The 12,068-nt window shown below is 75.4% G+C and carries 11 protein-coding genes and 1 pseudogene; 2 read left to right on the top strand and 10 right to left on the bottom strand.

What is annotated here, in order from left to right:
* Position 1: 1 nt before the first annotated feature.
* Both ACZ45Q_RS21445 and ACZ45Q_RS21440 read left to right on the top strand, forming a co-directional pair.
* The gene (locus ACZ45Q_RS21445) at positions 2-832 is read left to right on the top strand and encodes a PP2C family protein-serine/threonine phosphatase (protein WP_468263631.1); all 831 of its coding nucleotides are present in this window, start codon (positions 2-4) and stop codon (positions 830-832) included.
* Between the two features lie 59 nt (positions 833-891).
* A complete protein-coding gene (locus ACZ45Q_RS21440) occupies positions 892-1,974 on the top strand; it encodes an MASE1 domain-containing protein (RefSeq protein WP_468263628.1) in 1,083 nt (360 codons plus the stop codon).
* 95 nt (positions 1,975-2,069) lie between these two features.
* Here the strand turns inward: ACZ45Q_RS21440 and ACZ45Q_RS21435 are convergent, their stop codons facing one another.
* The 10 genes and pseudogenes from ACZ45Q_RS21435 to ACZ45Q_RS21390 form a co-directional block, all read right to left on the bottom strand.
* The gene (locus tag ACZ45Q_RS21435; protein ID WP_468263625.1) at positions 2,070-2,897 is read right to left on the bottom strand and encodes a cytochrome c oxidase assembly protein; all 828 of its coding nucleotides are present in this window, start codon (positions 2,895-2,897) and stop codon (positions 2,070-2,072) included.
* A complete protein-coding gene (locus ACZ45Q_RS21430; protein WP_468263622.1) occupies positions 2,897-3,442 on the bottom strand; it encodes a DUF2243 domain-containing protein in 546 nt (181 codons plus the stop codon). The genes ACZ45Q_RS21435 and ACZ45Q_RS21430 overlap by 1 nt, the downstream gene beginning before the upstream one ends.
* Before the next feature lie 110 nt (positions 3,443-3,552).
* Entirely contained in the window at positions 3,553-4,398 is an 846-nt protein-coding gene (locus ACZ45Q_RS21425; protein ID WP_468263619.1) for an endo alpha-1,4 polygalactosaminidase, read from the bottom strand.
* A complete protein-coding gene (locus ACZ45Q_RS21420) occupies positions 4,395-5,057 on the bottom strand; it encodes a spherulation-specific family 4 protein (protein WP_468263617.1) in 663 nt (220 codons plus the stop codon). Before ACZ45Q_RS21420 ends, ACZ45Q_RS21425 begins: the two co-directional genes overlap by 4 nt.
* A complete protein-coding gene (locus ACZ45Q_RS21415) occupies positions 5,054-5,977 on the bottom strand; it encodes an NAD-dependent epimerase/dehydratase family protein (protein ID WP_468263614.1) in 924 nt (307 codons plus the stop codon). Before ACZ45Q_RS21415 ends, ACZ45Q_RS21420 begins: the two co-directional genes overlap by 4 nt.
* 7 nt (positions 5,978-5,984) lie before the next feature.
* The gene (locus ACZ45Q_RS21410) at positions 5,985-6,698 is read right to left on the bottom strand and encodes a nucleotidyltransferase family protein (protein ID WP_468263611.1); all 714 of its coding nucleotides are present in this window, start codon (positions 6,696-6,698) and stop codon (positions 5,985-5,987) included.
* A 39-nt stretch (positions 6,699-6,737) separates the two neighbouring features.
* On the bottom strand, positions 6,738-7,739 hold the full coding sequence (locus tag ACZ45Q_RS21405) for a GDP-mannose 4,6-dehydratase (RefSeq protein WP_468263608.1): 1,002 nt from the start codon (positions 7,737-7,739) through the stop codon (positions 6,738-6,740).
* 87 nt (positions 7,740-7,826) lie between these two features.
* Complete coding sequence (locus tag ACZ45Q_RS21400; RefSeq protein ID WP_468263605.1) at positions 7,827-9,212, bottom strand: hypothetical protein; 1,386 nt, start codon at positions 9,210-9,212, stop codon at positions 7,827-7,829.
* Positions 9,209-10,723, bottom strand: coding sequence for a GT4 family glycosyltransferase PelF (gene pelF / locus ACZ45Q_RS21395; RefSeq protein WP_468263602.1), 1,515 nt, complete (start codon positions 10,721-10,723; stop codon positions 9,209-9,211). Before pelF ends, ACZ45Q_RS21400 begins: the two co-directional genes overlap by 4 nt.
* 151 nt (positions 10,724-10,874) lie before the next feature.
* Positions 10,875-11,744: pseudogene (locus ACZ45Q_RS21390) on the bottom strand (hypothetical protein); the annotation flags it as partial.
* Positions 11,745-12,068: the final 324 nt, after the last annotated feature.

Below are 12,068 nucleotides of genomic sequence, written 5' to 3'. Positions count from 1 at the left end.
AATGTCCCGCAAGCGCTCACCGGACGAGGGCGACGAGCTGCTGGCCAGGCTCGGGCTGCTGACCGCCCAGGCGCGCGAGGTCGCGGCGATGCAGCGGTCGCAGGTCGAGCTGGCCATCGCCCTCCAGCGCGGCATGCTGCCCCGGGACATGCCCGACGTCCCCGGCATACACCTGGCCGTGCGGTACTCGCCCGCCTACTCCGGGCTCAACGTGGGCGGCGACTGGTACGACGCCTTCTCCCTGCCCGACGGCCGGATCGGGCTCTCCGTCGGCGACGTGCAGGGGCACACCCCCGAGGCCGCGGCGTTCATGGGGCAGGTGCGGGTCGCGCTGCGCGCCCTCGCCTCCGTCACCAGCGAACCGGGCGACCTGCTCGCCCGCACCAACGACCTGCTGCTCACCCTGGGCACCGACCTCTTCGCCACCTGCACGTTCATGCGGCTGGACCCGTTCGCCGGGACGCTGGAGAGCGCCCGCGCCGGGCATGTGCCGTGCGTGTGGGCCACGGCGGACGGCAGGTCGGGGGTCTCCGAGGACGCGGGCGGCCCGCCGCTCGGCGTCCAGGAGGGCATGGAGTACCCGGTCACCCGGTACCGGCTCACCACGGGCGGCGTCTTCGTCCTGCTCACCGACGGGGTGGTGGAGGGCCCGCTGCTGAGCCTCGACGAGGGCCTCGGCCAGGTGGTCCGCCTCGCCGGCATCGCCGCCGTCGCCGGAATGGAGGCGGCGTCGCTGGCCGCTGCCGTGATCAAGAACGCCGAACACGTCGGACACGAGGACGACGCGGCCGTCCTGGTGGTCGGCCACGACGGGCGGACGTTTCATCCGTAGGGCGGCCACCCGGACACTCCCGCCTCGCCGCCACGGCCGCGCCGGTGTCTGATGACTGCGTGGTGGGTATCCGTGGTTGGCCCCGACCGGTCGTCCTCGCCCTGGAGACGCTGGTCGTCGCGGCGTGCTACTACGCGGCCGGACGGCTGGGGCTGCTGCGGGGGCTGGTGGTGGAGGAGGCCGTCGTCACCCCGCTGTGGCCGCCCGCCGGGGTGGCGGTCGCCTTCCTGTTCGTCCTCGGGCTGCGCGCCCTGCCGGGGATCGCCGTCGGCGCACTGCTCGTCGTGATGTACCTGACCCCGTTGCAGCCGACCGTCCTCGGCACCCTGTTCGGGAACACCGCCGGCCCCCTCTGCGCCTACCTCCTGCTGCGCCGGGTCGGATTCCGCACCGACCTCAGCCGCCTGCGGGACGGGGTCGCACTGGTGTTCATCGGCGCCCTGGCCAGCATGCTGATCAGCGCGAGCATCGGTGTCGGGCTGCTCGTCGGGACGGACAAGCTCGCCTGGGACAGCTTCTGGCCGGTCTGGCTGGCCTGGTGGGTGGGCGACGCGATGGGCGTCGTGATCGTCACGCCGCTGCTGCTCCTGCTGTACCGCGTGCGCTGGCCGCCGCGGGGTCCGCGCTGGAAGTGGGCGGAGGCCGCGGGGATGACCGTCGTGGCCTGCGTGGTGATTCCCGTGGCCGCGTTCAGCACCGTCAGCGCGCTGTTCCTGATCTATCCGCTGCTGATCTGGGCCGCGCTGCGGTTCCAGCTCGCGGGCAGCCTGCTGTGCGCCCTGGCCGCCTCGGTGATGACGACCATCGCGGCCACGGAGGACATCGGCGACTTCCGGCGGCTGACCGAGGTCGAGGTGATGGTCAAGCTCCAGGCCTTCAACGGTTCCATGGCCCTGACCGCGCTGCTGCTGTCGGCCGTGATCACCGAGCAGCTCAACACCCGGCGCTCGGTGGAACGGGCCTGTCAGGAACTGGTCGAGGTGCTGGAGCACCTCACGGCGGGCGAACCCCCGCCCGCCCGGCGCCCGGACGACGCCCGCGCCCGGCGGCGAGACGACGCCCGCGCCCGGCGCGCGGACGCCGGTGACCCGCGCCCGGACGACGGGCCCCGGGCCTCGGACGCCCGCGACCGGCCGCCCTGAGCCGCTCCGGACCGGCACACCCACCTGGATGGTCCCCGGCCCCGATGGCCGGTGCCGGCCCCCGAGGCGGCCCGCGGCGGCCTGGGCGAGGGCCGTCAGCCGCTGTTCGGGGCCGTCCGCGCCGGGCGAGCGGTGCGGGGGCGCCGCTCGGGCCGCCAGGTGGCGACGAGCGCGCCGGCCAGCAGCAGCTCGGCGATGTCGCCGCCGTAGTACATCAGCTCCGCACCACCCCGCACCTGCGTCACGGGTGCGGGGACGTCCACCCAGAACCCGCCGTACATCAGCTGGGAGACGACGGCGTGCACGGCGATCGCGCAGCCCAGGCAGACCAGACGGGTACGGACGCCGGGCCGGGCGGGGGAGGGGTCGGGGCCGGCGATGACGTGGGCGAACAGACAGCCCGCCAGCAGGAAGTGGACGTGCAGCGGCCAGTGGCCGGCCGGATGGGCGGTCAGCGTGCCGTACAGCGGGGTGAAGTAGAGCACCACGAGGCTGCCCGCGGACAGCAGCAGGGCGAGACCCGGGTGGGACACGACACGGCAGGGACGGCTGTGCAGGACGCGGGTCAGCGTCCGGGCCCGTGCGGCCGGCAGGGCGCGCAGCAGCAGGGTGACCGGCGCGCCGAGCACCAGGGCGAGCGGGGCGTACATGCCGATCAGCAGGTGCTGGGCCATGTGGCCGCGGAAGTCGGTGTGCGCGAACGGCGCGAGCGGCGGCAGGAGCGCCGCCGCCAGCAGGGCCAGACCGGTCAGGAAGGAGGCGGTGCGCCACGGGCTCGGAGCCTGGACGGGGTTGCGCAGCCGGGCCCGGTGGACGAGACGGAGGTAACCGGCGGCGCACACCAGGAGGACGGCCGCGGGTACCAGCACGTCCAGTGGGCCGGGCCCCGCACCGTGCTCCGCGGGATGGGTGCCGTGGTCCATCAGGCGCGCCCGGCGGGGGAGTCCGGGTCGACCGGCCGCCCGCCGCGCACGAGCAGCAGGCCGCCGGCGACGAACAGGGCGCCCAGGACCAGGAAGCCGATGTCCCACCAGACCTGGCCGTCCCCGGCGTAGACGTGGTGGATGCCCAGCACATGGTGGTCCAGGACGCCCTCCACCAGGTTGAACAGCCCCCAGCCCACCAGCACCCAGCCCCACAGCACCCGGGAGGTCCACACCCGCCGCCGGTCGTGGGTCACCCGGGAGTACAGGACCGCCAGCCCGACGAGGACGGCCAGCCAGCACACCGTGTGGAAGACGCCGTCCCACACGGTGTTCATCCGCAGCCCGGAGACGGTGTCCGGATCGTAGTACTTCACACTGATATGGTCCTGGTCGGTGCTGGTGAGCATGTGGTGCCACTGCAAGAGCTGGTGCAGCAGGATCCCGTCGACGAACCCGCCCAGGCCCACGCCCAGCACGATCCCCGGTGACCGGAGGCCGGCCGGTGCCGCACCCGCCGTGGTCCCGCCTGCGATGCCGGCCATCGAACAGCCTCCGTCCCCTGGGGTGCTGGTCCGTGTGCGAGGTGCCGGTGCGGTGCCCCGGCCGGGCGGCCCCGGTCCCGGGGCCGGCCCGTGGTGGCTCCCCTCCAGGTCTACCGGCTCACCGGGGCCGCCGCCGCACCACCTTCGGCCGTTCGGTCCCGTCCGGAATCCGCGCACGGTTCGCGCCACACTCCCAGGTCCGGCCTCTTGCGCATCGACGACAGTCCCAGCGCGCGGGAGACGGGGCAGAAACGGTGCGGCGGTTCCGCGTACTCCACGTGGAAGACCGCCTTGCCCGCCTTCGTGAACGGCCGCAGCAGCGCGCACTCCCCGTACTGCGCGCACTCCTCGTTGACGGCGAAGTCGAAGTCCCCGACGAGCTGCGCGATCTGCGGCAGATCGTTCTTCAGACCCACCGCCAGGCCCCGCTCGTGCGCGAGGGCGGCGATCATCCGGTTGTACCGGAGCTGGTCGCGCGCGGTGAGGGGGAAGCCGGTGCGGTTGCCGTACCCCTCCGTCAGATCCGGCTCCACCGCGTCGAACCCCTTGTCCCGGCACATGTCCAGCCGCCGCTCCATCAGGGGCCGCAGCACCGCGGTCCGGCGGATGTCCAGCCAGCGCTCGCCCCGCCAGCCGTTGGGCTCGCCGAGCACGGCCGCCGGGAAGGCGTCCGCGTCCGGCCGGAAGTCCTCCCACGCGCCCACGTTGACGTAGCAGATCACCTTGCGGCCGGCGCGGTGCAGCCGCTCCACGTCCGCCGCGGTGTTCTCGAAGCCGTCGATGTCGTAGACGGGCACGTCCACCGACGTGTCCACGCGGCCGTCGAGCTGCCACTGCCAGGCCAGTCCGGGGCGGGGCCGCCACCACCGCCCGCGGTCGCCGCCGCCGGAACATCCCGCCAGGGACGCCACCAGCACGGCCGCCAGCACCGCGCACACCCAGCTCCGCCCCCTCACCGCCGGGTGTCCGTCAGCGCCGGGGTCAGCCGGGACCACGGGTTGGGCGGCTCTCCCGGGACCGGCCCCGAGACGGCCGCGCCGCGTTCCCGCGCGGTGCGCACGGCCAGCGGCGCGAGCGGCTCGGGCACGCCGTACACCAGGTGGCAGAACCGCTCGGGCGGGTGGCGCAGCGTCCAGTCCGGTCGGCTGAAGGCGGACACGTACGTCGACCAGTGCCCCTCGAACGTGACGAGCAGATCGGCGAAGCGGGCGTAACCGGGGGCCGGGTGCACGCCGGGGTTGAGCACCACGGTGCCGGTGCCCGCGCGGCGCAGCGACCGCACCAGCTGCCGGTAGAAGCGGGTCCCGGACGCGTCCGCGCTCACCTGGTCCAGGAAGCAGCCGTCCGCCCCGTACCACGCGCGGTGCCGCCGTACGTCGGCCTCGATTTCGGCCGCGGCACGGGTGCCGTAGTCGGTGTCGACGTAGCCGAGCACCCGGGCACCCGCCGCGCGCAGCGCCCGGGCCGCCGCGGTGAACGCCGGGTCGGGACCGCTGCCCGGCCCGTCGGCCGGATTGAGCACCACCCCGTAGGTGCGGCCGGCCGCGGAGACGAGACGGTGCCAGGCGCCGGGGTCCTCGGCGGGGTGGACGTACAACGGCACGAGCAGACTCATGACGGGCTCTCGCCTCCGCCGGCTCCGACGGGCGCCCGCACCGCCGCCCACAGCGCCGCCAGGGACTCCCGGAGCGTGTGCGCCGGGCGCCAGCCGAGGGCGGTGTGGGCGGCCGAGACGTCGGAGCACTGCCAGGACACCTCCCCCGAGCGGGCGGAGCCGGCGCCCCGCTCCTCCACCCGGCCCCGGAAGCCCGCGATCTCGGCCAGGGTGTGCACCAGGTCGCGCACCGGCACGGCCTCCCCGCCCGAGACGTTCAGGACGCGGGGCAGGGGGCCGGGCAGCACCGCGGCCAGCTCGGCCGCCCGCGCCACGTCGCGTACGTCCACGAAGTCCCGGTACGCGGACAGGTCGCCGAGCCGGAGCACGGCGTCCGGTCCGGTGCCCGCCGCGCGCAGCAGGCCCGCGACCCGGCCCGGCAGGCCGGACGACGGCGCCCCGGGCCCCACCGGGTTGCCGACCCGCAGCACCACCGCGTCCAGGTCCGAGGCGGCGACGGTGACCGTCCCGGCCAGCTTCGTGGCGCCGTACGCCGTCACCGGCCGGGTGGCCCCCGACTCCGCGGCCCGGGACGCCGCCGTCCCCGGCCCGTACTCGGCGGCCGACCCGAGGTGGACGAGCCGGGCCCCGGGCCGGGAGGCCCGCAGTGCCGCGCACAGCACGGCGGGACCGCGGGCGTTGACCTCCGCCAGGGTCACCGGGTCGCCGCCGGTCGCCCCGGCACAGTTCACCACGGTGTCGGGCGCGGTCTCGGCGAGCGCCCCGGCCAGCCGGTCCGGCGCTGCCGCGGCCAGGTCGACGCGGACGTCGGCGTCCGCCGAACGGCCTCCGCGGAGGACCTCCGTGCCGGTGCGCGCCGTCAGCCGTTCGACGAGATGGGCCCCGAGGTAGCCGGTGGAGCCCAGGACGAGGATGCGCATGCGGTGGTCAGGCCCCCTTCAGCAGCAGCGACTTGCGGCTGGTGAACTCGGCGTTGGCACGGTCGTAGTCGTCGGGGCGGCCGATGTCGAGCCAGTAGCCGTCGAACTCGTAGGCGTGCGGCGGGTTCTGCGCCTTCAACAGGTCGAGCACCAGCTCGTCGAAGCCCAGCGGCAGCCCGGGGGTGTAGCCGTCGAGCGTGTCGCGGGAGAGTCCGTACACGCCCATCGAGACCCGGTAGTCCATGCTCGGCTTCTCGGTGAAACCGACCACCTGGCCGGCGTCGGTGGTCAGTACACCGAAGTCTATGTGCACCTTGCGGGCGTACGTGGCGATCGTCAGCGGTGCTCCGCCGGCCCGGTGCCGGCGCAGGACGTCGGCGAAGTCGAGATCGGTGAGGACGTCGCCGTTCATCACCAGGAAGTGGTCGGGCAGCCGGTCCCGCATCGTCAGCAGCGGGCCCATGGTGCCCAGGGGGCTGTCCTCGGTGGAGTAGTCGACGGTCAGCCCCCACTGGGAGCCGTCGCCGACGTAGGCGCGGATGATCTCGCCCAGGTGGCCTATGGCGATGGTGCAGCCGGCGAAGCCGGCCGTGGCGAGCTGGCGCAGCACGATCTCCAGGATGGCGTGCTGGTCGCCGATCGGTACGAGCGGCTTGGGCAGCGCGGTGGTGTAGGGCCGCAGCCGGACACCCTTGCCTCCCGCCAGGATCACTGCGTGCATGGGGTTCCTCCTTGCTTCTTCGGGAACGTGCCGGCCGGGTCAGATGTTGTAGATGCCGGTCTTGTAGCGGGCGAGGTTGGCCGGGTCGCGGAAGAACTCCGCGGTGTGGCCGAGGCCTTGCTCCAGGTCGTGCTCCGGCCGCCAGCCGGTCGCCGCGGTCAGCCGGCTCGCGTCCGCCACCAGCCGCATCACCTCGGAGTTGGCGGGCCGCAGCCGTTCGGTGTCCTCGCGGACGTCGAGGGCGGTGTCCATGACCTTGCCGATGAGCGCGACCAGGTCGCCGACGGAGATCTCGCCCCCCGTGCCGGCGTTGAAGGTGCGGCCCACCACCCGCTCGGCCGGCGCGGTGCCGACCGCGAGGAACGCCCGCGCCGTGTCCCGCACGAAGGTGAAGTCCCGGGTGGGGCGCAGATCGCCCAGGGTGATGGTGCGCTCCCCGGCGGCCACCTGCCCGATGACGGTGGGGATCACGGCGCGCATCGACTGGCGGGGGCCGTAGGTGTGGAACGGCCGCAGGACGACGACGGGGGTGCCGAAGCTGGCGTGGTAGCTGTCGGCGAGCCGGTCGCCGCCCGCCTTCGACGCCGCGTACGGGGACTGGGTGTTGACGGGATGGTCCTCGGTGATCGGCACGGTCCGCGCGGTGCCGTAGGTCTCGCTGGTGGAGGTGTGCACCAGCCGGGGCGTGCCCGCCGCCCGGACCGCCTCCAGCACGTTGAGGGTGCCGGTGACGTTGGTGTCCACGTAGCTGTGCGGGGCGCGGTAGGAGTACGGGATGGCGATGAGGGCCGCCAGGTGGTACACGCAGTCCGCGCCCTCCACGAGGTGGCGGACGGAGCCCGGGTCCCGGACGTCGCCCAGGACGATGTCGACCTCGGCGAGGACGTCGGGGGAGAGGGTTTCCAGCCAGCCGTACGAGGAGAAGGAGTTGTACTGCGCCATGGCCCTCACCCGGTGCCCGGAGGCGACGAGCGCTTCGGTGAGGTGCGAGCCGATGAATCCCTCGGCTCCGGTGACGGCGGCGAGCGGTGCGGTGGTCACAGGGGTTCCTTCCGGTCGGTCGCGCCCTGGTCGGCGCGAGCGGTGAACGCTTCGGACACGGGCGGGCGCGGGGCCCGCCGCACGGGGTCAGCCATGGGCGGCCGGCCGGCCCAGCAGCGCCGCCGCGCGGGCCGCCAGGACGGCCAGGGCCACGGCGCAGCACAGCGGGAGGGCGCCCGGACCCGGTGGCAGGCCCAGCAGCGGCAGCGCTCCGGCGGTGCCGGCGGCCCCGAGACCGACGGCGGCCGGCGGCCAGGCCACCTCGAACGCCTGGAGCAGCAGCGCGGTCCACAGCACCGCCGCGAGCGGCAGCAGCGTGGCCGGCGGGGCGCCGGTGAGCAGCGCGGCCGGCACCAGCGGACCGAGGTAGAGCAGCAGGCAGCCGGCGAGGACCGCGGTCGAACGGAGCCGGAAGCCCGCGGGGGTGCGGGCGGCACGCAGCGCGGCCACGCACAGGCCGCGGCAGCGGAACAGCAGCCACTCGGCCGGCCCCATGCTCAAGGTCAGCACCACCACCGACCAGGGGTGTTCACGTCCGGCCAGCAGCACCAGCGCCCCGGCGGCCAGCCCGAACAGGCCGTACGGCAGGGAGAGCAGCAGGCCTGGCCGGGCGTCGTGCGGCACGGGCGCGTGGCGCAGATCGCGGCGGAGCGCCCAGCCGGCCGCGGCGACCGCCCCGAGGACCGACGACAGCGGCAGCGCCATCCGCAGCCAGCTCCCCGGCTCCCACCACGGCAGCGCCGCGGCTCCGGCGGTCACCGGCAGCAGCACCGCCAGCAGCAGCCGCTCACGGCCCAGCACCAGCAGGACGCCCGCCGCCGCGAGATACCCCGCCTGCGCGCCGGCGGCCAGGGCCGTGACCCCCGGGCCGGCGAGGGCGGTGCCGGCCGCGGCCGCCGCCGCCGCGCCCAGCGGAGCGCCCGTGCCCAGGGCCAGGGCGGCCTCCCGCCGGCCGGTGGCCAGTCGCAGATACGCCCGGTGGGCGAGCGCCAGGCCCCACGCCCAGGAGACCAGCGCCGCCACCACCAGCGCCGGGACCGTGCCGTCCCCCGGGATCAGCCGGCCGGCGAGGAGGTAGGCGAGGCCGGGCAGGGCGAACAGCGCCCCGCGCAGTGCGCAGCGGACCGTGTCGGGGCGCCAGGGGTCGGCCGGGCGCGGCGGCTCGGGAAAGGACCGCGGTGTCCGCTCGTACAGGGCGGCGGCCAGGGAGAACAGGTCCGGGTGGCCGTAGCGTTCGCGGACCGTTTCGCCGGTGAGGCCCTCCGACTCCAGCAGCGCGGCCACCTCGTAGGGGTGTACGGCGGGCGCGACGCGGTCGGCGAGTTCGGCGGCGAGGACGTCGACGGCGTCGCGCTGCGTCGAGGGGCCCGGCGCGGCGCCGGCCACCCGCAGCGCCAGGGTGCGCTCGTCGGCCAGGCGCAGCGCCAGGGTGTCGTGGCGCCCGGGAGGTTCCAGGGACATGGGCCCGCTCATACGGTCGCCCTCCGCATCGGGACGTCCGCCGTGCGGGCGCCGGGCACGTCGGCGACGGGGCGCGTGCCGCCGCCGCCGGCGAGTTCCCGGTAGATCGACCGGAAGGTGTCGATGGTCCGCCGCAGGGTGAACTGCTCGATCACCCGCAGCCGCGCCGCCTCGCCCATCGCCCTGCGCCGTTCGGTGTCGCGCAGCAGCTCCAGCGCGGCGGCGGCCATGGCCTCCGGGTCCCGCGGCGGCACCACCAGGCCGGTGTCGCCCACGGCCTCGCGGACCCCGCCGACGTCCGTGGAGACCGTCGCCCGCCCGCAGGACATGGCCTCGATCAGGGTGAAGGGGAAGCCCTCGCTGATGCTGGAGAGCATCACGACGTTCCCGGCGGCGTAGGCGTCCCTGATGTCGTCGACGCGGCCCTCGAAGGTGACCGCGTCGGCGTGGCCCAGCTCGGCGGCCAGGGCCTCGCACCGCTCCCGGTAGGCCTCCCCGCCGCGCGGGGTGCCGCCGAACAGCCGCAGCCGGGCCTCGGGCAGCCGGGCCCGGACCAGGGCGAAGGCCCGCACGAGGGTCTCCAGGTCCTTGATCGGGTCGACCCGGCCCGCCCAGCTGAGCACGGGCCGCGCGGGCTCGGGTCCCGCGGGCGGGAACGCGGCGGGGTCCACGCCGTTGTAGACGGTCCGGATGGACCCCGGGGCGGCACCGCCCTGTTCCTCCCAGAGCCGGTTGTAGCGGTTGCCGGGCGTGATCAGCGCGGCCCGCCGGTAGGTCTCCTCCGCCAGCAGCCGGAAGAAGCCCAGGACGAGCGCCTTCACCGGCCACCGGTACGGCGCGGTGCGGTACCCGAGGTAGCGCTCGCGCAGGTAGACGCCGTGCTCGGTCAGCAGCAGCGGCACCCCGTGCCGCTCCCGCCCGGTCAGCCCGGGGAGCACGGCGAGCCCGCCGCTGACGGCGTGCGCGACGCCGTCCTCGGGACAGGGCGCGGCCAGCGGGCGCAGGGCGTGCTCCAGCAGGGCGGTGCCGGTGACCGCGTCGTGCAGGGTCGGCCGGGCCTCGCGGACGGCCAGCCCCGGGCGGTTCCACACCCCGGTCAGGATGGTGATGGCCCGGTCCCCGCGCAGGAAGCAGCTGAGGTGTCCGTCCGTCGCCGCCCCGGCCAGGGCGTACAGGGCGGGGCCGAACCCCTCCTCGGCGCGCGGGTCGAACAGGGCGGTCAGGAACCGCTCGTAGGCGGCGGCGAGCCGGTTGCGCGACCGCCCGCGGGGCGGGCGTCCCCGCGGCGGCGGTCCCCACATCGGGACGGAGACGACCCGCCGGACGTGGCCGGGGACGTCCCAGACGAGCGGCTCGCGTCCGGTGCCCGTGACGGCTGTGACGTCGAACTCCAGGTCGGGCATCCCGGTGACGAGCTGGTCGCACCAGACGCTCACGCCGCCGTGGCTGTGCGGATAGGTGCCTTCGGTGAGCAGGGTGACGCGTTGCGCGCCGGAGCGCCGCGCGCCGCGGTGAACGTGCATGGAGGTGCTCCACGGGCGAGGTGCGGGGAGGGCCGGACCCCGGGCCGGCCGGACGGGCCGGGCAGCGGTGGTCGGTCCCGCGGTGACGGGTTGGGTGTGGTGGGTGTCCCGGACGTCGGCCGGCGTCCGGGACACGGCCGCGCGGGGCCGCTCAGCGCTCCCGGCCGTACGGCACCGGGTCGGACACCCCGGCCGCGACGCGGGTGTCCGGGGCCGTGGACGAGGCGGCGGCGGGCCCGTCCGGTGCGGTGGCGGGCCCGCCCGGTGTGGCGGTCGCGGCCGGAGGGGCGGCGGCCGGAGGCACGGTGAGGGTCAGCGGCTCACCGGTGGAGACGGCCCACCCCGACCTGGCCCCGGCGTAGGCGCCGCCGAAGTCCGCGTCGCCGTGCCGGATGCCCTCGGGCATCGTCGCCGGCACCGGCACACCGCCGGGCGCTCGCACGGTCACCGTGGTGCCGACGCGGTAGGCGGTGACCCGGCCGTCCGCGAGGGCGCCCTGCCAGCGGGCCCGGCGCTCCAGCTCCGCCCCGATGCCCTTCATCCGCAGGTGGACCACGGGGGTGTCGTCGGCGAACAGGCGGGCGTAGCCGCCGAGCACGCCGTCGAGCACCGGGTGGGCGATGCGGTCCTCGGCGAGGTTCGACTGGTGGACGAAGTGCGGCCTGGGGTCGTTGGTGAGGACGTGGCCGAGGGCGATGCGGGTCTCCAGCGGCACGGTGTACCCCGTGGCGGTGTCCAGCGGGTCGGGCAGACACGTCGTGGTGGCCGGGCGGTCCTCGCAGATGCCGCTGCCCCCCTGGGCGCGGCCGGTGTGGATCCAGTTGTACTCGTCGACCTTCTCGGCCGCCCGCCCGGCGTTGTGGAAGACGTTCATCGGATGGCGGGGGACCGTGGTGGCCGGGCCGACCCGGCGCTGCGCGGGGGCCCGGGAGTTGTCCGAGGCCAGCCGGGCGATGCCGGTGTCGGCGAGGGCGGGCCCGGGATGCGGGTTGTCCTCGCTCTGCTGCGGCAGCACCCGCAGGTCGACCCGTGGCGCCGGGGCGTCCGCCCGGGCCGGGCCCGCCTCCGGGCCCGACGCGGCGAGCAGCAGGCCGGCGGCGAGCGCCGTCGTGCGAATGGTCCGCTTCATGCGGTGCGATTCCCTCCCCAGGGCAGGAGTGGGCTGCTCCACGCGGAACGTCCCCCACCCCGTTGCTCACGCCGCCGCCCCCCATGACGCCGGTCGCCGACGTGTCCGTCGCGTCACATGGTGAGGTCTGTGTGGAGCAATTGTGTGCCTGCTGCGGAACTTGACGGAAAAGCGTAGGTGGCCGCCCGGCCGGGTCCGGCAGCGGTACGACCGTCG

It is taken from the genome of Streptomyces sp. NPDC031049, from assembly GCF_055571015.1.
The sequence above is the reverse complement of the archived record's forward strand: the minus strand, read 5'-3'. Positions and strand labels throughout refer to the sequence as shown.